Genomic DNA, 22,241 nt, shown 5'->3' with positions numbered 1-22,241 from the left:
CCCCTCAATCAGCACCAAGCCAATCAGGAAACTCTAGAGCGAAGGTCGTCGTCGCCAGCAGCGCCGCCGCCCTCGTCAGTGATCGGGCTTATAGACCCCCATCCTCACAGACGTCAACAGGGATTTTCGGAAAAAATGACAGATTTCTGACAAAGCCCACAAACGCAGGGCTTTGCGCCCCCAAAAAAGTTTTGCCCCCTCCCCCGGGCCTGTGGAGACACAATTTGGCCCTACCTTTTTCACAATCGGCCTATCTAAGCGAAAACGAAGATGCGTCGCGGATGCGGGCGCGCGGACAGGCTTGGGATATATAGGATATCGCCCTTGCAGCTCCGCGCGTGATTTGACTCCGCCGCGTGAAAGATGCACACCTTCGCGCAACGTATCGCAGGCAAGAATACGGTTTAGAGAAATCGGGGACCCTCAGTTCGGCATGATCACCGACAAGAACATGGTCAGGTCGCTTGGCGACCAGCCACCGATCCTGGCGCATGGCCGGCGCGCGCCCGACAGGCGCGAGATTTCGCTGCGCTGGCTATCGGGCACCTTCCTGACGGGGATCACCTCGAGCCTCCTGATGGGTGTCGCGCTCTTTGCAGCGCTTGACGGACGCCAGCAGCTGGCAATCCCGGCCGAAGCCTATGCCGCACTTGATGCCGGTTCGAATGGCGACGAGCAAGCGATCGCCGTTCGCGGCGGCCGCATCCTGTCGCCGAAGCTCGTTGCCAAGCCGGCCGACAAGACGATCATGGAAGTCTCGACGATGACCCATGACGGCGAGAAGGAAGTGGTGCGCAAACAGCCCTTCGTTCACGTAAAGATGGCACTCGCCGCCAATCATCAGGCCTCGGAAAGCTATCCGGATTTCGATCCTCTGGCGATCTTCTCGACGGAAGAGGCAGACGAGGAATCCCCCGTTTCGCGAACCGGGACGCTTTACGGCTCTAACGTCGATTCCGAAGTGGCGCTGAAAACCGTCGACTTCCCGCTGCGCGGCGGCCCCACCTTCGACAGTTCGATGTCGCTGGAAGAGGTCGAGGAAAATGTCCGCACCAACGGCTCTGTCCTGACCGAGGGCAGCACCCAGGTCGCCTCGCTCTATTATGTCGATCCGCAGCGCTTCGCCTCGGAGAGTGACGGCCTCGATCTTCTCCAGGGCCTGACCGCGCGCATCGTCGAGCAGAACAAGAGTGACGCCGCCTACGAGACGATCGACGAAGAAACCACCGAATACGCCGACGACATCATTCCGGTGCGGCGCCAGACCGACATCGCGACAGTCATGAGCAGTGCCGGCTACACCAAGGCGCAGGCCGAGGACGCCGCCAGCTATCTCGGCCAGGCGCTCGGCGCCAGCGAGCTTTCCGAAGGCGATGTTCTGCGCATCGGCATCATCCAGAACGGCGAGACGCAGAAGGGCCAGGACGCACGCATCGTGCGGGCCACGATCTATTCGCGCAACCGGCATGTGCTGACGATGGCGGTCGATGACAAGGGCCGCTTCGTCCCCGGCGCCGAGCCACCGAGGCTCGACGCGGTCGCCACCGCCTTCGACGACAACGGCGCGCCGGTCATGACCAGCAGCCACGACCTGCCGCGGGTCTATGACGGCATCTACCGGGCGGCACTTTCCTACGGCATGAACGCCGACATGGTCGGCCTCGTCGTCAAGCTGCTCGCCAGCAATGTCGATTTCCAGGCGCAGCTGAAGCCGACGGATTCGCTTGAAGCCTTCTTCTCCGTGACCGACGAACGCGGCATGGCGACGGAGGAATCCGAGCTCCTCTATGTTCGCGCCAAATTCGGCGATGCCGTTACCGCCTTCTACCGGTTCCAGGATCCGAGCGACAACACGATCGACTATTTCGACCAGGACGGCAAAAGCATCCGCCAGTTCCTGCTGCGCAATCCCGTGCCGAATGGCCATTTCCGTTCGGGCTTCGGCATGCGCCGGCACCCGATCCTCGGTTTCTCGCGCATGCACACCGGCGTCGACTGGGCAGCCCCGCGCGGCACACCGATCATCGCCGCCGGCGGCGGTGTCGTCGAAAAGGCCGGCTGGGATTCCGGCGGCTATGGCAATCAGACGCTGATCCGCCATGCCAACGGCTACGTGTCCTCCTACAACCACCAGAGCGCGATCGCCAAAAACGTCAAGGTGGGCAACAAGGTCGTCCAGGGCCAGGTGATCGGCTGGGTCGGAACGACCGGCCTTTCGACCGGACCGCACCTGCACTACGAGCTGATCGTCAACGGCAACAAGGTCGACCCCTTGCGCATCCGACTGCCCGGCGGCAAGTCGCTTTCGGGCGACGCGCTGGCGAAGTTCGAGAAGGAACGCGACCGCATCGACGAATTGCTGAACAAGGACGGCACGGGCGCAGAGGTCGCGAGCAACTAACCGCTCCCCTCCCCTGCTCGAAAATCGGCACAAACAGAAAGGCCGCCCCGAAGGGCGGCCTCTTGATTTGTGCGCTGCCGGACTTAGGCGGCTTCCTTGTCCGGCCCCGCCCCGCGCTTGAAGTTGAGGCGGTCCGAGCCCGAAAGCACCTTGACGGTCGAACCATCAGGGAACTCGCCCTGCAGGATCTTCTCGGCGAGCGGATCCTGCACGAACTTCTGGATCGCCCGCTTCAGCGGACGGGCACCATAGGCCGGGTCGTAGCCCTTGTCGGCCAGGAACGCGCGGGCATCGTCGTCGAGTTCCAGCGTGATCTTGCGCTCGGCAAGCAGCTTGCGCAGCCTTTCGAGCTGGATATCGACGATCGCCCCCATCTCCGACCGACGCAGCCGGTGGAACAGGATGATCTCGTCGACGCGGTTCAGGAACTCCGGCCGGAAGGCGGACTTCACCACCTCCATCACCTGGTCGCGAACCGCATCACTGTCCTCATTTTCGCCAAGCCCAACCAGATACTCCGCGCCGAGGTTGGAGGTCATGATGATCATCGTGTTGCGGAAGTCGACAGTGCGACCCTGACCATCGGTCAGGCGGCCGTCGTCGAGCACCTGCAGCAGCACGTTGAAGACATCCGGATGCGCCTTCTCGATCTCATCGAACAGCACGACCTGATAGGGCCGGCGCCGAACGGCTTCGGTCAACGCACCGCCTTCCTCATAGCCGACATAGCCCGGAGGCGCACCGATCAGCCTGGCGACGGAGTGCTTCTCCATATATTCCGACATGTCGACACGCAGCAACGCGGTCTCGTCGTCGAAGAGGAACCGGGCAAGCGCCTTGGTCAGCTCCGTCTTGCCGACGCCGGTCGGGCCCAGGAAGATGAACGAGCCGATCGGCCGGTTCGGATCCTGGAGACCCGCACGGGCACGCCGGACGGCACGGGAAACTGCCTGCACGGCGTCACCCTGGCCGACAACCCACTTCGCCAATTCGTCTTCCATGCGAAGCAGCTTGTCGCGTTCGCCTTCCAGCATCTTGTCGACCGGAATGCCCGTCCAGCGCGAAACGACATGCGCGATGTTGTCGGGGGTCACGACCTCCTGCACCATCGGGTTGGCATTGGCGTTCTCCTGGCTTTCGGCGTCCGAGAGCTCCTTTTCGAGCTTCGGAATGACACCGTAGGTCAGTTCGCCGGCACGCTGGAACTCGCCCTTGCGCTGGACGATCGCCAGTTCGTTGCGGGCTTCGTCGAGCTGCTTCTTGAGATCGGCGGCACGCCCGAGCTTCTGCTTTTCCGCCTGCCAGCGGGCCGTCAGCGCGGATGCCTGCTCTTCGAGCGAAGCAAGATCAAGTTCGAGCTTCTCGAGCCGATCCTTCGACGAGACATCGGTTTCCTTCTTCAGGGCCTCGCGCTCGATCTTCAGCTGGATGATGCGACGATCGAGCTCGTCGAGCTCCTCGGGCTTGGAATCCACCTGCATGCGCAGCCGCGAGGCGGCTTCGTCCATCAGGTCGATCGCCTTGTCCGGCAGGAACCGGTCGGTGATGTAGCGGTTCGAAAGGGTCGCGGCGGCAACCAGCGCCGAATCCGAAATCCGGACCTTGTGGTGCTGCTCGTACTTTTCCTTCAGACCGCGCAGGATCGAGATCGTGTCTTCGACCGTCGGCTCCTCGACCATGACCGGCTGGAAGCGACGGGCAAGGGCCGCGTCCTTTTCGACATGCTTGCGGTACTCGTCGAGCGTGGTCGCGCCAACGCAATGCAGTTCGCCGCGCGCAAGCGCCGGCTTCAACAGGTTGGAGGCGTCCATGGCGCCATCGGCCTTGCCGGCCCCGACCAGCGTGTGCATCTCGTCGATGAACAGGATGATCTCGCCGTTTTCGGCCTGCACCTCGTTGAGCACGGCCTTCAGCCGCTCCTCGAACTCGCCGCGGAACTTCGCACCGGCAATCAGCGCGCCCAGGTCGAGCGCCATCAGCCGCTTGTCCTTGAGGCTTTCCGGCACGTCACCATTGACGATGCGCAGTGCCAGGCCCTCGGCGATCGCGGTCTTGCCGACGCCGGGCTCACCGATCAGAACCGGATTGTTCTTGGTGCGGCGCGACAGCACCTGGATGGTGCGGCGGATCTCGTCGTCGCGGCCGATGACCGGGTCGAGCTTGCCTTCTCGCGCGTCGGCCGTCAGGTCGCGCGCGTATTTCTTCAGGCTGTCGAAGCCCTGTTCGGCAGTGGCGCTGTCGGCGGTGCGGCCCTTGCGGATGTCGTTGATCACCTGATTGAGCTTGGTCGGCGTGACGCCGGCCTTCTTCAGGATGTCAGCAGTGGCCGCAGAGCTTTCGATCGCCAGCGCCAGCAACAGGCGCTCGACGGTGACGAAGCTGTCGCCAGCCTTCTTGGCTGCGTCTTCGGCGCTCGAAAACACCCGCGCAAGCGGCTGCGACAGATAGACGGAACCGTTGCCGCCGGAAACCTTGGGAAGCTTTGCAAGCGCTACGTCATTGCCGGCGCGCGCTTCGCGGGCATCACCACCGGCCCGCTCGATCAGCGAGGCGGCCATGCCCTGGTCGTCATCGAGCAGTACCTTCAGCACATGCTCCGGCGTGAACTGCTGGTGTCCTTGCGCCAGCGCGTAGGTCTGCGCCGACTGCAGAAAACCGCGCACGCGCTCGGAATATTTTTCGATGTTCATACTCTACCTCCATAGCCCGGCAGGCCCATCATGGCACCCGTCGGTGTTTCAGGATCAGGCTCCCGCATTCGGCAAGCCTGTCAGTGGCGCGATCCCCGCTTTGCGTCGGATCAACGCGTCCGAAGCGAATATGGGGCAGCGATTTTGGAAATTAAAGAGCCTCCCGGCGCTCGTGAGACGGAAATCTGCAACCACGAGGCGGCCGCGCACCGAAAGGGTAACGCGGCCGCGGGATCGTCTATGCCGCGGGGGTCCGCTCGGCGAAGGACGCGCCGAATTCCTTCATCCGCCGCACATAGTAGGCCGGCTCGATCAGGACCTCCGGCAGATAGAGGCCCGGCGTCGGGGCGGCCCCTCCTTCAAGGCCGAGCATGCGCTCGACCGCAAGGGCGACGCCAAGCGCCGTCAGTGGGGCCTGGCCCTGAGGGTGCACGATCTCATAGCGACGGTCGACCAGTTCGCCGTGTTTGTCGCGGCCCTTGATATCGATGGCGATCTCCGTCGAGAACGGTTCGCCGCGCCGCCTGCTCGCGGACACGCTATAGGCAAGATCCAGGCGGATATCGCTGGCGTTGGTACGGGCCGAAAGCGCCATGACGTCGAAGGGCGAATAGGCGGTCGCTTCGAGTTCGACGCCGTCAACGCTTCTGAAGCGCGCCTTGGAATCCTCGCCGCCGGCCCAGTGGAACTTGCCATCCGCGACGGTCAAAGCGGCGGGCGCAAGGCCGGTGATGCGGTTGTAATCCGCAAGTGCTGCCGGCCCACCCATGTCCTCTTCGTCGAGCAAGACGCCGATGCGGATCGTGTCGATCGCCTCATAGGCTTTGGCAAAGTCGAGGATCGGGAAGATCGCGGCGCCGGCGAGCCAGTGGCTGGCGAGCAGGATCGGCGCACTGTCCGGCGCGTGGATATACTGCGCCATCTCCGGACCGACCTCGAAGGTGCCGCTCGATAGGCTGATATAGGGAATGCCGTGGCGCTGGGCGTAACGCATCGAACTCAGCTTTTCGTCTTTCAGGAAGATGACGACGGCGCTGAAGCGGGGCGCATCGCCAAGGCCGAGATCCGGGCGACTGAGGTCGACGCTGACCCCGACCGCGCCGCCAACCTCACGTGCGACCGCCTCGGCCCTGCCAAGATCGCGGCCACCGATCGCGATCGGCAGCGTCGGGTGCAGACGACGAATGATCCTTGCGGCCTGCGACCCGACGACACCGGAACCACCGACAATCAAAACGGGCAGAAACTTGCTCGACATCTTCCTATCTCCTAAACGAGAGGTAAGCGGCACCTACCGAACTTACCATTAGTAACTTACTATTGGTAAGTAAGATGCCGAATACCACTTTCAAGAGGCATGGGCCGACGCGAATAGAGGATTGTGATCGATGAGCCGGACGAAAGGCCGAAAGCTTGCGAAGCCCGAGCGGCGCGCCCAGCTGCTCGAGACCGCCAGGGAGATCCTGCGCGAACGGGGCGCCGACGCCCTGACGCTTGGCCATCTCGCCGAAAGCGCTGGCGTCAGCAAGCCGATCGCCTATGAACATTTCGGCACGCGCGAGGGGCTCTTGATCGCGCTCTCCCAGGAAATCGAAGACCGGCACACGGAAAAACTGAAGGTCGCGCTGAAGGGTGCATTAAATCGGCTCGAAGCGGTCGCCGATATCATCAGTTCCGTCTACATCAACTGTGCTGTCGAAAGCGGCGAGGAATGGCAGGCGATCTCCGGCGCGCTGCGCGGCAATGCGGACATGATCGCCACGCAGCAACAGCAGGCTGACGATTACGTCGCCATGATCAAGGCAGCCCTCTCTCCTTTCTCGGAAGTCCCCGAGGACGATCTGAGGCTTCGATGCACGGGTATCGCCGGCGCGGCCGAGGCGATCGGCCGCGAACTGATCCGCGGGCGCACAAACGAGACCGCTGCGAGCAGCAACCTAACTGCACTCATCATCGACAGTGCCAAAAGCTGACCAGTGCAACTGGCTGATCAGCGTTTGCCGTGCAAAGAAAAACCCGGCCGCGATGGGCCGGGTTTTTGATGCCTGCACCGGGCAGGCTGACTAAAGCGACTTCGCTTACTCGGAAGCAGCCAGAGCCGGCGCTTCCGGAGCGTCATCGCCTGACGGCTGAGCCTCGTCGGCAGCACCTTCCTGGGCGCTGCGGCGGGGACGGCGCGGACGCGGCGCGTTGCGGCGGCGCGTTGCGGCACGGCCGGAAGCGGCAGGAGCTTCTTCTTCCATCGCAACTTCGGCCGGCGTGCCTTCGATCACCGGCTGCGGGCCGGTACCGTCGATGACAACGGGCTGCGGCTCGGCAACAGGCGTTACGGCTGCGGCACCCGAAGCCGGCATGTCGTCGGCGTAGCCCTGATCCAGATCGTCCTGGTCCTGGTCGGCTGCGTCGTGGCCGCGGAAGTCCTGACGGTCGTCACGCTGGAAACGATCCTGCATCTGCGCCTGCGCGGCAGCAATGATGCGGTTGTAGTGTTCGGCGTGCTGCAGGTAATTTTCCGCCATGACCCGGTCGCCGGAGCTCTGGGCGTCGCGCGCAAGTGCAGAGTACTTCTCGGCGATGTGCTGGGCCGTACCGCGAATCTTCACATCCGGACCGGAGCTGTCGTAGGTCCGCGTCAGCGGATTCGAGCCCTTGCGGTTGTGATTGTTGTTGCTTCCATTGTTGTTGTTATTGTTGTTGTTATTTCGCCCGCGGCCGCGCTTGTTTTGCTGTCCTGGCCTCATAGTACATTCACCCGAATTCTCTTGATAATGATGATCATGTGGTTTCGTCTTCCGGCCGGATCCGCCCGACAGAGCACGCACCGTTGCGCTCGCACAATGGCGGCTTCGGCGCCGACTGACGTCAAATTAACAGGTACCCGCACAAGGCACGTGTTGAACCCTAGCAACTCTTTCTTGAGAGCAATCCCCGTGGCCAGGTCATACCGGAACGAATCTTAGGTCCATGACCTTCTGCCCAGTGCGCGGGCAAACTAGCCCGCTTCCTCTGGGATTCCAAGCCCTTTCTTTGCCTCTGCAAGAAAGAAGATGCGCCAGTGCAGCATTTTTTCAACGGTTTGTGTCGCGTTCGAAGATCAGGACGCGGTCATTGCCGCCGAGATCCTTCGCCTCTTCACGCAGACGGAATTTTTCGGCGTAAAACAACGCCGTTACCGCCTCTTTCTGGTCGAAACCGATTTCCAAGCCTATCACGCCGTTTGTCTCAAGATGATGACCAGCTTGAGAAGCGATGGCGCGATAGGCATCTAGCCCATCTTCTCCGCCATCAAGCGCTGCGGCCGGGTCGTGAAGTCTCACCTCCGGCTCAAGCTCTTCAACCACACTGGACCGGATATACGGCGGATTTGAGACGATAACGTCGTAACGACCGTCCACCTTTTCGTACCAGTTGCTGAGCAACGGCCGAAAGCGATCCGCAAGTCCGAGAGCGACGGCATTTGCCGTCGCCGTTGCCAGCGCGTCTCCGGATATATCGGTAGCCGTGCCCCTGGCTTCAAGAACCTCAGACAGAAGCGCGAGACAAATCGCGCCCGTGCCGGTCCCGAGATCCATGATCTCGCAACCTCCCTTTCGCGCGACCACCGCGCGCAGATAGGGGATCATGCGGTCGACCAAGGTCTCGGTGTCCGGGCGCGGCTCCAGGGTTTCCTTCGACAGCCTCAGCGGCAGACCGAAAAACTCGCGTTCACCGAGGATGCGATAGACCGGCTCGCGCGCCAGCCGGCGCGCAACCGCCGCCCGGATCCGCTGGGCATCCTCATCCGAAACCGGGTCCCTGCCCCGCGACACGACCGCGCTCAGCGACAGGTCGAGCAGGCCCGAGATCAGGTGCCGGACGTCGAGCGCCGCATGCTCGATGCCACCCGCCTGCAGGCGATCGCGACTTTCGGCAACCAGACTCGCGAGCGTCTCGGCCATCTCTTAGCCCCGCTGCTCGCCGAGCTGCGCCAGCTGGCTCGCCTGGTAGTCGGCAAGCAGCGCATCGACGACTTCGTCGATCTCGCCCATCATCATCCGGTCGAGCTTGTAGAGCGTCAGGTTGATGCGGTGGTCGGTAAGGCGTCCCTGCGGGAAATTGTAGGTGCGGATGCGTTCGGAGCGATCGCCCGATCCCACCTGGCTCTTGCGGTCGGCCGAGCGTTCGCTGTCGGCGCGCTGGCGCTCCATGTCGTAGAGGCGCGAGCGCAGCACCTGCATCGCTTTCGCACGGTTCTGGTGCTGCGACTTTTCCGAGCTGGTGACGACGAGCCCGGTCGGCAGGTGGGTGATGCGCACGGCCGAGTCCGTCGTGTTGACGTGCTGTCCGCCGGCGCCCGACGAGCGCATCGTGTCGATGCGGATATCCTCGGGCCGGATCTCGATATCGATGTCTTCGGCCTCGGGCAGCACTGCGACGGTTGCCGCCGAGGTGTGAATGCGACCGCTCGCCTCCGTCTCCGGCACGCGCTGTACGCGGTGCACACCAGACTCGAACTTCAGCCGCGCGAACACGCCGCGCCCGGAAACTGTAGCGATGATTTCCTTGAAACCGCCGGCTTCGCCTTCGCTCGACGACAGCACTTCGACCTTCCACCCCTTGCCCGCCGCATAACGCTCGTACATCCGGAACAGGTCGCCGGCAAACAGCGCCGCCTCGGAACCACCGGTTCCGGCGCGGATTTCAAGGATCGCGCTCTTTTCGTCGGCCGCATCCTTCGGCAGGAGCAGGATCTGGATCTCCTGTTCCAGCTGTTCGATCGCCTCGACGACCTCGGGCTTTTCCATTTCGGCGAGATCACGCATCTCGCGGTCGGTCGATTTGTCGGCGAGCATGGCGATGATGTCGGCAAGCTCCGCCGTCGCCTTTTCGTAGGCGCGGATCTTCGTCACCACCGGCTGCAGTTCGGAATACTCCGAGGCGAGCTTGACGTAGACGTCCGCGGCCGGGCCGGCGGACATGCGCGCCTCGATTTCACCGAACCGCCGTTCCAGTTCGCGCATCTTTTCAACGGGAAGCTTTGCCAAGTCTCACTCCAATGCGTCTCGCCCCGGCCGGATCAGCTCCGGACGAGGGTTGCGACGCGTCACTTCAATCTAAACCGGAATGCCGTTTTCCGCGGCGAAATCCACCAGCATCTGGCGAACGGGCGTCTGATCTCGCGTGTCGTCCAGTGCAGCGTTGAGCAGTGCGCCGAGCTTGGACGCGTCAAGCGCCAGAAGCATCGCCTTGATCGGTCCGACGGCCGTCGGCGACATCGACACCGAACGGAAGCCAAGACCCAGCAGCGCCATGGCCGAGAGCGGCTTGCTCGCCATCTCGCCGCAGAGCGTCACCGGCGTATCGTGCCGGTCGCCGGCGCGCACGATATCACGCAGGATCCTGAGGAACGGGCGCCCGAGCACGTCGAAACGATCGGACACGCGGGCATTGCCGCGGTCGACGGCCATCGCGAACTGGAAGAGGTCGTTGGAGCCGACCGAGACGAAGTCCACCTCGGTCATCAGCTCGTCGAGCTGCCAGAGCAGCGCCGGCACTTCCAGCATGGCGCCGAATTGCAGCTTGCGCGGCAACTGTTCGCCGAGCTTCGACTGCCGCTCGATTTCCTTCTGCAGGAGGTCGCGCGCGATCCTGAGTTCGGAGACCTCGGTGACCATCGGCAGCATCAGCTTGAGCTCGGCACCGGCCGCCGCCCGCAGCATCGCGCGGAGCTGGGTGCGCAGCAGACCCGGCCGGTCGAGCGAAAGCCGGATGGCGCGCCAGCCGAGCGCCGGGTTTTCCTCTTCCGCAGCGCGGAAATAGGGAACCACCTTGTCGCCGCCAATATCGAGTGTGCGGAAGGTTACGGGCTTGCCGCCCGTCTGCTTCAGCACGCTGCGGTAGAAGGCTTCCTGTTCCTCCGCCTTCGGCATGGTCGAGGCGATCATGAACTGGAGTTCGGTGCGGAAGAGGCCGATGCCTTCGGCACCCGCCTCGTTCAGATGCGGAAGGTCGACCAATAGGCCGGCATTCATCTGCAACGTGATACGCGTGCCGTCCCGGGTCAGCGGTTCGACGTCCTTCAGCGCGCGGAACTGTGCCTGACGCCGCGCCCGGAAGCGAACCTTTTCCTCATAGGCGCGCTGCAGGTCGGCGAGCGGCCGCAGATGCACCTTGGCGTCATCGCCATCGATGATGATCGCGTCGCGGTTTTCCGCAAGCGCCACGGCACCGGTCGCCTGGCCGATCACAGGAATGCCCATGGCGCGGGCAACGATCACCACGTGGCTGGTGACGGCACCCTCTTCGAGCACCAGGCCGCGCACATTTTCGCGCGGATAGTCGAGCAGCTCGGCAGCGCCCATGGCGCGCGCGACGATCACCGCATCGTTCGGGAAGTCGCTCGCCGAAAGCTTGGCGCCGTAGCCCGAGAGCTGGCGCAGCAAGCGGTTGGCGAGATCGTCAAAATCATGCATGCGCTCGCGCAGATAAGGGTCCGTCAGGCGGATCATGCGCGCTTTGGTTTCGCTCTGCACACGCTCGACGGCGGCTTCCGCCGTCAGGCCGTTGCGGATCGCTTCTTCGAGCTTGCGCACCCAGCCGCGGTCATGCGCGAACATGCGGTAGGTCTCGAGCACTGCCCGATGCTCGCCCTCCATCGACACCTCGCGGCGCGACAGCATGTCGTCGATCGAGATCCGCAGCGACCCGAGCGCCTCTGCAAGCCGCTGCAACTCCTGGTCGGTATCCTCGTTGAGAAGATTGGTGACGACGATCCTTGGTTCGTGCAGGACGACATAGCCAAGGCCGATGCCTTCGCCGTAGCTGTTGCCGTCGATCGAGACGGGACGCGAGAGATCGAGTTCGAGCCCTGGCTTGGTGATCTTCTTGAGCTCGCCGGTTGCCACCATCTCGGCGAGAACCATGGCGGTCGTTTCGAGCGCCTCGACCTCGTCCTCGCGATAGTTGCGCATCGCCTTGTTCTGGACGACGAGAACGCCGAGCGCGCGCCCTGTGCGCAGGATCGGCACGCCGAGGAAGGAATGATAGATCTCTTCGCCGGTCTCCGGCAGGTAGGTAAAGGCCGGGTGAGACTGGGCGTCGGACAGATTGAGCGGCCGGGCCGAAGCGGCGATGGTACCGACGAGGCCCTGCCCCATCTTCAACTGCGCCAGGTGAACGGCGGCCTTGTTCAGACCTTCGGTCGCATAGAGTTCGAGCACGCCGTCGGAGCGCAGCACGTAGACCGAACACACTTCCGCGACCATATTCTGCGCGATCTGGCGCACGATACGGTCAAGGCGCTCCTGCGGCTCCAGCGGTTCCGCCATCAACTCGCGCAACCGCTTGAGGAGAACGCGCGGACCTGCGGAAAGGTCTCTCATCGCGTGGGGTCTCCCGAAATAGAGGGGACGGCAGCAAAGGGGATGCGCGGCCAAGTCGCCGCGAATCCCAAATCGGTCGTCTGTCGATTAACTCTTATCGAGACCGTAAGCGGAATGCAAAGTGCGAACCGCCAATTCCGCATAGGGTCCATCGATCAGGATCGAAATCTTGATCTCGGAAGTGGTGATCGCCTTGATGTTGATGCCCTTGTCGGCAAGCGCACGGAAGGCCGACGCTGCAACACCGGCGTGGCTGCGCATGCCGATACCGATGACCGACACCTTGACGAGGCCGGCTTCGGACTGGACAACGTCGTAACCGATCTTGTCCTTGTTGTCGCCGAGCACCTTCAGTGCCTTGTCGACATCGCCGGAGGGAACCGTGAAGGTCATGTCGGTTTTCGAACCGTCCTCGGAGATGTTCTGGACAATCATATCGACGTTGATATGGGCTTCAGCCAGCGGGCCGAAAATCGCGGCGGAGACGCCCGGCCGGTCGGCGAGACGGCGCAGCGAAATCTGGGCTTCATCCTTGGCATAGGCAATGCCGGTTACGACTTCCTGTTCCACGATCTCATCCTCATCACAAATCAGCGTACCGGGCGGATTGAGAAGGTCACCCATGCCCGGCGCATCGGGATCTTCGAAAGACGAACGCACGAAGGTGCGGACCTTGTGCACCATGGCAAGCTCCACCGAGCGCACCTGCAGCACCTTGGCGCCGAGCGATGCCATTTCCAGCATTTCCTCGAACGCGATCTTCTTCAGACGCCGCGCCTTCGGCTCGATGCGCGGGTCGGTGGTGTAGACGCCATCGACGTCGGTGTAGATGTCGCAACGGTCGGCCTTGACGCCGGCGGCGATCGCAACCGCCGAGGTGTCGGAGCCGCCGCGGCCGAGCGTGGCGACGCGGTTGTCGGGCCCAAGCCCCTGGAAGCCGGCGATGACGGCGACCTGGCCCTCGCCCATGCGGCGGATGAGCTCGGCACCGTCGATGTCAAGAATGCGGGCAGCGCCGTGGGCGTTGTCGGTGCGGATCGGGACCTGCCAGCCCTGCCACGAGCGGGCGTTGATGCCCATCGACTGCAGCGCGATGGCGAGAAGACCGGAGGTCACCTGTTCGCCGGACGCGACGATCGCGTCGTATTCGCGCGCATCGTAGAAGGGCGAGTTGGCGCCGGTTGCCTTCGGCATGTTCTGCACCCAGCCGACCAGCTCATTGGTCTTGCCGGACATCGCGGAAACGACGACGGCAACTTCGTGGCCGGCATCGACCTCGCGTTTCACATGGCGGGCAACATTGTGGATGCGTTCCAAATCAGCGACGGACGTCCCGCCGAATTTCATCACGATGCGTGCCATGTGCCTCTACCGGTACCCAAATTGCGCGCGCTTGCGCGCGTGACAGGAAAGCCCCCGCCGGCGCCCGACGGTCAAAAAGCTTGGGAGACTTCTCGCACATCGGCAGTCACCGCTTCGGGGAGCGGAAAGTCGCGGCGTCTCTTAGCGGATCAGGGGCCTGCGCGCAATGGCAGGGCGGCAGGAATAAGGCTCCATACGCACGGTGGGGAAACGTGCGCGGTCGCGGTTTGCGCCACTTGAAATTGCGGCAGCGCCGGCTAGGCTGCCAACGGACGCTTGAGGGGGCAGACATGCAAGCACATCGCATACCCGCAACCGCACGAATGATGGCCCGCTGTGCCGTCGCGCTTTCCGTGACGCTCTTGTGTTCGACACCGTCGAACGCCGCCGATTTCGACCAGGCACGCATGGCGCCGCAAGGCGACTGGACGGTGATCGTCAGCCCCTATGTCTGGGCGGCGAGCCTCAAGGGGGACGCATCGCTTGCGGGCTTCGACACCGATGTCGACGTGCCCTTCAAAGACACGCTCGACCATCTCGACCTGGCGCTGATGGGCAACATCGAGCTGACCAACGGCCAATGGGGTGTCTATTTCGACGGCCAATACGTCCGTACCAGCCAGGATGAGGAGCTGCTCAGCCATGAGATCGGCCTCGACATCAAGATGACGACGCTGGCCTTCGGCGCGTTCTATCAGGTCTATGAGCAGGAACTCGGCGGCAACACCGTCTTCGGCAAGCCCCGGACGCTGTCGATCGAGCCGACGATCGGTCTGCGCTGGACGAAGCTCGAGGCGGACGTGTCCGTGGCCGGCTTCAACACGAGCAAGAGCGCCGACTGGACCGACCCCTTCGTCGGCCTGCGGCTCAACGCCGATCTCAGCGAGCGCTGGAACCTCGTCGCCGAGGCCGATGTCGGCGGCTTCGATGTCGGCTCAAAGCTCAGCGTCAACGCCCAGGCCTATCTCGGATACCGAACCGAAATGCTTGGCCAGCCGACAATTTTGCGCGCCGGGTACCGGTTGCTCTATCAGGATTACGAAAGCGACGACTTCACGGGCGCGAACAAGTTCCGCTGGGACGTGAGCCAGCACGGCCCGGTGATCGGGTTTTCCATGTTGTTTTAGAACCTGGGCCTGCTTCAACGCTCAAGGACCGACTGGCGGATACCCAGCATACGCTTTGCCCGCGAAGGAGAATGGTATGACGTTCATCGTAAAGCCGGCCGTCCGATCGGTCACATCCGCGCTTGCCGCCCTTCTCATGCTCGGTCAGACGACGGCGGAAGCCTGCACCCGCCTCGTCTATCTCGGCCCCGATGACAATATCATCACTGCCCGATCGATGGACTGGAAGAGCGACGTCGCGACCAACCTCTGGGTCCTGCCGCGCGGCATCGAGCGCAACGGTCAGGCAGGGCCGAACTCGTTCAAATGGACGGCGAAGTATGGAAGCGTCGTGGCCACCGGCTATGATGTCTCGACCACCGACGGCGTCAACGAGGCCGGCCTCAATGCCAATCTCCTGTGGCTGGTCGAATCCGAGTACCCTGACTTCAACGATAAATCGAAGCCGGGCCTGACGATCGCCGCCTGGGCGCAATATGTGCTCGACAGCTTCGCCACTGTCGAGGACGCGGTGAAGGCGCTTGAGAAAGAACCGTTCACGATCGTCACCGACAACGTACCGGGTGAGAACCGGCTGACGACGCTGCACCTTTCGATCTCGGACAAGACCGGCGACAGCGCAATCGTCGAGTATATCGGCGGCAAGCAGGTGATCCATCACGGTCGCCCGTATCAGGTGATGACCAATTCGCCTGTCTTCGACCAGCAACTGGCCCTGAACGCCTACTGGAAGCAGATCGGCGGCACCGTGATGCTGCCGGGCACGAACCGCGCGGCCGATCGTTTCGCGCGCGCCTCGTTCTACGTCAACGCCATTCCGAAGGACGAGAACCCCGACCGTGCGCTGGCCAGCGTCTTCAGCGTCATTCGCAATGTCTCGGTTCCCTATGGGCTCAACACGCCGGAGGAACCGAACATTTCCTCGACCCGCTGGCGCACCGTGGTCGATCACAAGCGCAAGCTCTATTTCTTCGAGTCGGCGCTGACCCCGAACACCTTCTGGGTCGACCTGAAGAAGATCGATTTTACCAAGGAGACCGGCAAGGTGATGAAGCTCGATCTCGGCGAAAACCAGGATCACACCTATTCGGGCGACGCGACCGGCGACTTCAAGCAGGCCGAACCGTTCAAGTTCCTCGGGTTGCAGATGTGAGCACACCGGCTCGGGGCCGGCGCGAAGCCATTGAAAATTGCGCGCGACGGTGTTATTGACGCTGCCGTAAGTTCAAATTCGAGAAAGGGGGGCTGCACGTGATGACATTTTTCCGGCACCACCGCCAGCGTGGCCCCGTCCAAGCCCTGCAGATGCGTTTGCAGGGCTGACCAGACATCCTTTCGCGAAGATCGCGAGCCTATCCCTGGTCTGCCCAGAGTGATGCAGTGCGGAACCGTTTCGGTTTGAACGCCTGCATCGTCTTCCAATACCGAGTAGATGCGGCCCGAGCACAGCATGTCTGTGCTGCGGGCTCGACCATCCGAAACCCCGGCCTGAAGTGCCGCCCCGGATGATCCGCCGTCGCTCGTGCAGTCCAGAGAACGACCATGGCCTTGATCAATATCCGCAACCTCGGCGTCAGCCTGAGCGCACCGCTTTTCTCCAGTCTTAGCCTGTCCGTCGCATCCGGTGATCGTATCGGCATCGTCGCTGCCAACGGCCGCGGCAAGTCGACCCTGCTGAGATCAATCGCCGGCAGCTTTGATCCGACCGCCGGCGAAATCACCCGCTCGCGCGGGCTGACGGTCGGTCACGTCGAGCAGAACGTGCCTGCGTCGCTTTTACCTCTCTCCTTCCACGACGCCGTTCTTTCGGCCCTCCCGGCCGACCAGGCGGAAAACGAAAGCTGGCGCGTCGATATCGTGCTCGATTCCCTCGATGTGCCGGAGGTTCTGCGGACTCGCGCCGTCTCGGAGTTGAGCGGCGGCTGGCAGCGGCTGATGCTGCTTGCCCGCGTCTGGGTCAGCGAGCCAGACGCGCTGCTGCTGGACGAGCCGACCAACCATCTCGATCTCGCCAAGATCGCCCGGCTGGAGGCCTGGCTGAATGCGCTGCCACGCGACGTGCCGGTGCTGGTTGCCAGCCACGACCGCGCCTTCCTGGACGCAACCACCAACCGCACGCTGTTCCTGAGGCCAGAGCAATCGCCGATCTTCGCGCTCCCCTATTCGCGGGCGCGCGCCGCTCTCGATGAGGTGGACGCATCGGAGGAGCGGCGTTACCAGCGCGACATGAAGGTGGCGCAGCAACTGCGTCGCCAGGCCGCCAAGCTCAACAATATCGGCATCAACTCCGGCAGCGACCTGCTCACGATAAAGACGAAGCAACTGAAGCAGCGCGCAGAACGGCTGGAGGATGCGGCAAAGCCCGCGCATCAGGAACGTTCCGCCGGCGCGATCCGGCTCGCCAATCGAGGCACCCATGCCAAGATCCTGGTGACGCTCGACGACGTCCAGGTCGAAACGCCCGACGGCACCCCGCTTTTCCGCACCGGCAAGCGCTGGATCTGCCAGGGCGACCGCATCGTGCTGCTCGGCGAAAACGGCGCCGGCAAGACCCGGCTCGTCAACCTGATCCGCACGGCGATCGAGGAGCCCTCCCGCGCGCCGGAGACGCTGAAGGCAACACCCTCGCTGGTGCTCGGCTACAGCGACCAGGCGCTTGCCGGCCTGTCGGACGAGGAGACGCCGCTTGCCGCGCTGTCCCGCCGCTTCTCGCTCGGCGACCAGCGCGCCCGTAGCCTGCTCGTCGGTGTCGGCGTCGGCATCGACATGCAGGAAAAGGCGATCGGCCGGCTGTCGGGCGGCCAGAAGGCGCGTCTTGCCATGCTGGTGCTGCGCTTGAAAGAGCCCAATTTCTACCTGCTCGACGAACCGACCAACCACCTGGACATCGAGGGCCAGGAAGCGCTCGAAACGGAGCTGTTGAGAAACGAGACGAGCTGCCTGCTCGTCTCCCACGACCGCAGCTTCGTGCGCAATGTCGGCGACCGCTTCTGGCTGATCGAGAAGCGCCGCCTCGTCGAGGTCGAGGACCCGGAGGACTTCTTCGCCTCGGCGGCGGCAGGCGACGTCGGCTGACATAAAGCGCAATCATCGCAAGTGTGACGCCCGCAACAAGCGGGCGTCACAAATGCCAACATCATCAGGCGGGCGGCCGCGCAATCAGGCATGCGACCTCGCTGCTGTCAAAAATCTGCGCCGACAGTGCCTCGACCTGCCAGCTCTGGCGAAGGGCCGCCGCCGCGAGCCGCGCCAACGTCGTCCGCCCCCGTGGACGGCTCGTCATGGAAAAGAAAAAGACGTCCCTCAGGCTTCAACAGCTGCGCCAGCGCCGCAAACTCTCGAGCGGGATCGCCCCGCGTGAACACGCCGACGCGCATGGCGAACGCCTTGTCGAAGCGACGGCCACCGAGATCGAACGAGCGAAGCTCCGCAACCCGCAAGGTCGCCCGGCCTGCAGCAACATGTTCAGCATTTCTGCGTGCTGCCGCCGCGATCATCACAGCCGAGCGGTCGATGGCGACAATCTCCCCTTCGCCGAGCCGATCGCAAACCTTCGTCACGGCAATGCCATGGCCGCAACCGACTTCGAGCAGATGATCGGACGGCTGCGGCGCGATGACGCCGACCGCCCAGTCGATCCTGTTCAAGCCCATGTGGATTCCTCCCCTCGCCAGCGCAGAAACTAGCACGCGGAAGAGCCGCAGCACCAACCAATCCGATGCAAAAATAAAACCACTTGCAAAACCATATCAGATTTGCCACCCTTTCCGTGACAGGCATGCCGCAACGGGAGAGATACAATGCGCAAGGTCATCATGTGGGACATGGTTAGCGTCGACGGCTTCTTCGAAGCACCGGGGCACGACATCGAGTGGTTCGTCTTCGAGGACGAGCTCGCCGCCTATATCGGCGAAACGCAGCTCGAGGCCGACACCCTGCTTTTCGGCCGCGTGACCTATGAAATGATGGCGGGCTACTGGCCATCCGCTGAAGGCGACATCGCGACCTTCATGAACGGCGTCGAGAAATTCGTCTTCTCGCGCACGCTGACCTCCGCCGATTGGGCGGGGACGACGCTCGTGACCGGCGACGCCGCAAGCGAAGTCGAACGACTGAAGGCGCTGGATGGCGGCACGATCTTCGTTTTCGGCAGCGCCGACTTCGCGAGCGAACTGATCGAGAAGGGCCTCGTCGACGAATACCGCCTCGGCATCAATCCGGTGCTGCTCGGCGAGGGTATGCCGCTGTTCAAACCAGGGCTGAAGCGGACGAAACTCAAACTGACCCACACACGCCCTCTGACGTCCGGCGTGGTTATCCTGCACTACCAGCCAGAAGCGGACGCCTAGCAGGGCGGGCGCCACGCACGCGTGTGCGCCGATCTGGCCCAGCGCCGCCTCTTGACTTCCTTGTCCGATCGTCCGACTTCACTGCTGCACAAGTCCCTAAATCGGGATCGATTTAAGGATAGAATTTTGCAGCACTTTAAAGTGCTACAGCGTCCTTAGCGCGCCTTGAAAGACGCGCGGCGCTGTCGGGACGATGCAAGGAGACGGCGACATGAGCGAGACCGCACGCACGACGATCGACCAGAGCGAGGTTGACCGCTTTTCCGCCATGGCCGCGGAGTGGTGGGATCCGACCGGCAAGTTCCGGCCGCTGCACAAGTTCAATCCCGTTCGCCTCGCCTATATCCGGGACAAGGTGGCCGGGCATTTCGGCCGTGATCCCAGGAGCCCGCAACCGCTCAAAGGTCTGCGCCTGCTCGATATCGGTTGCGGTGGCGGCCTCCTGTCGGAGCCGATGGCACGCATGGGCGCCGATGTTCTCGGCGCCGACGCCTCCGAAAAGAACATCGGCATCGCCAAGACGCACGCGGCCGGAAGCGGTGTGGCGGTCGACTATCGCGCCGTGACCGCCGAAGCCCTTGCCGAAGCCGGCGAGAGCTTCGACATCGTGCTCAACATGGAAGTGGTCGAGCATGTCGCCGATGTCGATTTCTTCATGACCACCTGCGCCCATATGGTTCGCCCCGGCGGTCTGATGTTCGTCGCCACGATCAACCGCACCATGAAGGCAGCGGCGCTTGCCATCTTCGCAGCCGAGAACGTGTTGCGCTGGCTGCCGCGCGGTACGCACCAGTATGAAAAACTGGTGCGCCCGGAGGAACTGGAAAAGCCGCTCGTGGCCAACGGCCTCGAAGTGACCGAGCGGACCGGCGTCTTCTTCAATCCGCTTTCCAATCAGTGGAACCTGTCCAAGGACATGGACGTCAACTACATGATCGTCGCCAAGCGGCCGCTATGAGCAACTGTCGGCGGTCTCAGCCAGCCTGCCGACGCTCCTGCCACTCGCGCTTCAACAGCGCATAGACGTATTCGTCGCCCCAGACATCGTTGAACCGGTCGTTCTCGATCAGATGCGCTTCGCGGCGCATGCCGAGACGCTCGACGACGCCGACGGATCCCTTGTTGAGGGCATCGAGCCGGGCAAAGATCCGGTGAAACTTCAGCGTCGAAAAGCCGAGATCAAGCAACGCCCGCATCGCTTCCGTAGCGTAGCCCTTGCCGGCAAAGTCGGGATTGAAGATGTAGCCGGTCTCCGCCTGTTCCGCCGCACTGCTTGCGAGCTTCAGCAGGACCTCGCCGATCAGTACACCATCCTCGCGGCGCTCGACGGCAAACACCGCGACGTCCCCATCGTCAACGAGCTTTGGCGCCGAAGCCTTGGCGAATTTTGTCCGCGCTGCCGTTTCGTCGAGCGGGTCCTGATAGAGATAATGGTAGACCTCCGGCAGGCGGTGATAGGCAAAGAATGCCGGAAAATCGCCAGGCGCGAAGGGCCGGATAACGAGGCGATCAGTGGAAATGTGAACATCGGACAATGCCATTGGCTGGAAAACTCCCATTGCAAAGCTGCGAGATGGGAGCCAAGGCATTGTATTTAAAGGGTGAGAACCAAAGTTTAGACGCGCAGATGCGAAAGTGCCCCGCGTCAGTTGACCTCGTCGGGCAAGATCGGCAGCGGCGCGACCGCGATCCCTTCTTCGAGCAACGCCACGGCCTCTTCCGCCGTCGCCTTGCCGATCAGCCCGCGCTCTTCCGCCTCGCCGTAGTGGATCTTGCGGGCTTCCTCGGGAAAGCGCTCGCCGACATCCTCGGCGTTCTCGCGTACGGACTTCACCAGCTCGCGGATCTTGGCGACCGTTTCCTTCTGCGCCTGGTCCATGATCACCGCCCGCGTCGCCTCCTTCTTGCGCGCGGTCGCGACCGAGGGCGCCATCAGTTGCTTGGCAACGGATGTCGAGTTGCAGCTCGGACAGGAGACCAGTTTGCGCTCGACCTGGCGGTCGAAATCGTCACTCGACGAGAACCAACCCTCGAAATCGTGGCCGTTGTCGCAGGAAAGGGTGTAGCGGATCAAGCGGCAACGCCTCCCTTCCCGGTCGGCGCCACTTCATCGAGCACGAAGCTACGGGCATTCTTCAAGTTCGGTATCTTGGCACGCGCCGCATGCACGGCGGCGACATCGATGTCGGCAAGCACAACCGCCTCGCCCGTAGGGCCAGCCGAAGCGAGCACGCGCCCCCAGGGATCAACGATCATAGAATGGCCGAACGTCTCACGCCCATCCTCATGCGTGCCCCCTTGCGCGGCGGCAATGACGAAGAGGCCGTTCTCGATCGCGCGGGCGCGAAGCAGGATTTCCCAGTGCGCCTCGCCCGTCTGCCGTGTGAAGGCGGCGGGCACCGACATGATCTCGGCGCCGGCAACGGCCTGCTGCCGGAAAAGCTCCGGGAAGCGCACGTCGTAGCAAATGGAAAAGCCAAGTTTGCCGAAATCGAGTTCGGCCAGGCGTGCAATGCTGCCCGGCTGATAGGCGGCACTTTCCCGCCAGCTCTCGCCGTTGTCGAGATCGACGTCGAACATATGGATCTTGTCATAGTCACAGATCTTTTGGCCATTCGGGCCAAACAGCAGGCCGCGATTGGCGATCTTACCGTCGGCAAGCGCGATCGGCGTCGAGCCGACATGGAGGTAGACGCCAAGTTCGCCGGCAAGCTGAGCCGCCGCCGCGGCAATAAGATCGTTGGCCTCGTCCTTCAGGATCGCGCGCAGCGCCGCCCGGTCCCGCTGCAGCGCCCCGGTCATTTCCGGAGTCTGGATATAGGTCGCACCCTGGGCTGCCGCTTCACGCGCGAGCCGCACCATCGTCTCCGCATTCTTGCGCGGATCGACGCCGGAACACATCTGAATGGCTGCGGCCTTGAAAGTCATCACGTCCAACTCCTAAGCGCTCA

18 protein-coding genes are annotated in these 22,241 nt (G+C 63.0%); 7 read left to right on the top strand and 11 right to left on the bottom strand.

Features of this window, described 5'->3' with window-relative positions:
- Nucleotides 1-433 precede the first annotated feature (433 nt).
- Nucleotides 434-2,401, top strand: coding sequence for a M23 family metallopeptidase (locus ASD01_RS08600; protein ID WP_034797679.1), 1,968 nt, complete (start codon nucleotides 434-436; stop codon nucleotides 2,399-2,401).
- 83 nt (nucleotides 2,402-2,484) lie between these two features.
- On the opposite strand, the gene clpB is transcribed toward ASD01_RS08600, so the two are convergent.
- Both clpB and ASD01_RS08590 read right to left on the bottom strand, forming a co-directional pair.
- Nucleotides 2,485-5,091, bottom strand: coding sequence for an ATP-dependent chaperone ClpB (gene clpB, locus ASD01_RS08595; protein WP_034797681.1), 2,607 nt, complete (start codon nucleotides 5,089-5,091; stop codon nucleotides 2,485-2,487).
- A 238-nt stretch (nucleotides 5,092-5,329) separates the two neighbouring features.
- Nucleotides 5,330-6,349 carry a hypothetical protein gene (locus ASD01_RS08590; RefSeq protein ID WP_034797683.1) on the bottom strand — a complete coding sequence of 340 codons (1,020 nt, stop codon included), beginning with the start codon at nucleotides 6,347-6,349 and terminating at the stop codon, nucleotides 5,330-5,332.
- A 130-nt stretch (nucleotides 6,350-6,479) separates the two neighbouring features.
- Here ASD01_RS08590 and ASD01_RS08585 point away from each other — a divergent pair, with 130 nt between their 5' ends.
- Nucleotides 6,480-7,064: a TetR/AcrR family transcriptional regulator gene (locus tag ASD01_RS08585; protein WP_034797685.1), complete on the top strand. Its 585-nt coding sequence runs from the start codon at nucleotides 6,480-6,482 to the stop codon at nucleotides 7,062-7,064.
- 105 nt (nucleotides 7,065-7,169) lie between these two features.
- Here ASD01_RS08585 and ASD01_RS08580 read toward each other — a convergent pair whose 3' ends face one another.
- The 5 genes from ASD01_RS08580 to ASD01_RS08560 all read right to left on the bottom strand — a co-directional run bounded on the left by ASD01_RS08580 (nucleotide 7,170) and on the right by ASD01_RS08560 (nucleotide 13,814).
- Nucleotides 7,170-7,832, bottom strand: a complete 663-nt coding sequence (locus ASD01_RS08580; RefSeq protein WP_034797687.1) for a DUF4167 domain-containing protein — start codon at nucleotides 7,830-7,832, stop codon at nucleotides 7,170-7,172.
- A 327-nt stretch (nucleotides 7,833-8,159) separates the two neighbouring features.
- Nucleotides 8,160-9,029: a peptide chain release factor N(5)-glutamine methyltransferase gene (gene prmC / locus ASD01_RS08575; RefSeq protein ID WP_034797690.1), complete on the bottom strand. Its 870-nt coding sequence runs from the start codon at nucleotides 9,027-9,029 to the stop codon at nucleotides 8,160-8,162.
- Between the two features lie 3 nt (nucleotides 9,030-9,032).
- Nucleotides 9,033-10,115: a peptide chain release factor 1 gene (gene prfA, locus ASD01_RS08570; RefSeq protein WP_034797692.1), complete on the bottom strand. Its 1,083-nt coding sequence runs from the start codon at nucleotides 10,113-10,115 to the stop codon at nucleotides 9,033-9,035.
- 69 nt (nucleotides 10,116-10,184) lie between these two features.
- On the bottom strand, nucleotides 10,185-12,452 hold the full coding sequence (gene ptsP, locus ASD01_RS08565) for a phosphoenolpyruvate--protein phosphotransferase (protein ID WP_034797694.1): 2,268 nt from the start codon (nucleotides 12,450-12,452) through the stop codon (nucleotides 10,185-10,187).
- A gap of 87 nt (nucleotides 12,453-12,539) precedes the next feature.
- A complete protein-coding gene (locus ASD01_RS08560; RefSeq protein ID WP_034797696.1) occupies nucleotides 12,540-13,814 on the bottom strand; it encodes an aspartate kinase in 1,275 nt (424 codons plus the stop codon).
- Between the two features lie 326 nt (nucleotides 13,815-14,140).
- On the opposite strand from ASD01_RS08560, the gene ASD01_RS08555 reads away from it, so the two are divergent.
- From ASD01_RS08555 to ASD01_RS08545, 3 genes are all read left to right on the top strand, one after another.
- On the top strand, nucleotides 14,141-14,941 hold the full coding sequence (locus ASD01_RS08555; protein ID WP_034797868.1) for a hypothetical protein: 801 nt from the start codon (nucleotides 14,141-14,143) through the stop codon (nucleotides 14,939-14,941).
- Between the two features lie 136 nt (nucleotides 14,942-15,077).
- On the top strand, nucleotides 15,078-16,094 hold the full coding sequence (locus ASD01_RS08550) for a linear amide C-N hydrolase (protein WP_226020909.1): 1,017 nt from the start codon (nucleotides 15,078-15,080) through the stop codon (nucleotides 16,092-16,094).
- A gap of 389 nt (nucleotides 16,095-16,483) precedes the next feature.
- Nucleotides 16,484-18,016, top strand: a complete 1,533-nt coding sequence (locus tag ASD01_RS08545; protein ID WP_034797708.1) for an ABC-F family ATP-binding cassette domain-containing protein — start codon at nucleotides 16,484-16,486, stop codon at nucleotides 18,014-18,016.
- A gap of 107 nt (nucleotides 18,017-18,123) precedes the next feature.
- Here the strand turns inward: ASD01_RS08545 and ASD01_RS08540 are convergent, their stop codons facing one another.
- Entirely contained in the window at nucleotides 18,124-18,648 is a 525-nt protein-coding gene (locus tag ASD01_RS08540) for an SAM-dependent methyltransferase (protein ID WP_127889434.1), read from the bottom strand.
- A 93-nt stretch (nucleotides 18,649-18,741) separates the two neighbouring features.
- On the opposite strand from ASD01_RS08540, the gene ASD01_RS08535 reads away from it, so the two are divergent.
- Nucleotides 18,742-19,290, top strand: coding sequence for a dihydrofolate reductase family protein (locus tag ASD01_RS08535; protein ID WP_034797710.1), 549 nt, complete (start codon nucleotides 18,742-18,744; stop codon nucleotides 19,288-19,290).
- A gap of 211 nt (nucleotides 19,291-19,501) precedes the next feature.
- Nucleotides 19,502-20,248, top strand: a complete 747-nt coding sequence (gene ubiG, locus ASD01_RS08530) for a bifunctional 2-polyprenyl-6-hydroxyphenol methylase/3-demethylubiquinol 3-O-methyltransferase UbiG (protein ID WP_034797712.1) — start codon at nucleotides 19,502-19,504, stop codon at nucleotides 20,246-20,248.
- A 16-nt stretch (nucleotides 20,249-20,264) separates the two neighbouring features.
- Here the strand turns inward: ubiG and ASD01_RS08525 are convergent, their stop codons facing one another.
- From ASD01_RS08525 to ASD01_RS08515, 3 genes are all read right to left on the bottom strand, one after another.
- Entirely contained in the window at nucleotides 20,265-20,831 is a 567-nt protein-coding gene (locus ASD01_RS08525; RefSeq protein WP_034797714.1) for a GNAT family N-acetyltransferase, read from the bottom strand.
- Nucleotides 20,832-20,935: 104 nt separating this feature from the next.
- Nucleotides 20,936-21,364 (bottom strand): DUF1178 family protein, encoded by a 429-nt coding sequence (locus ASD01_RS08520; protein WP_034797716.1) that lies wholly within the window; start codon nucleotides 21,362-21,364, stop codon nucleotides 20,936-20,938.
- Nucleotides 21,361-22,218, bottom strand: a complete 858-nt coding sequence (locus ASD01_RS08515; protein ID WP_034797872.1) for a carbon-nitrogen hydrolase family protein — start codon at nucleotides 22,216-22,218, stop codon at nucleotides 21,361-21,363. The genes ASD01_RS08520 and ASD01_RS08515 overlap by 4 nt, the downstream gene beginning before the upstream one ends.
- Nucleotides 22,219-22,241: the final 23 nt, after the last annotated feature.

Origin of the sequence: Ensifer sp. Root423, assembly GCF_001426275.1 — a bacterium.
Classification (GTDB): Bacteria; Pseudomonadota; Alphaproteobacteria; order Rhizobiales; family Rhizobiaceae; genus Ensifer; species Ensifer adhaerens.
This window is presented reverse-complemented; position numbering and strand designations above follow the sequence as displayed.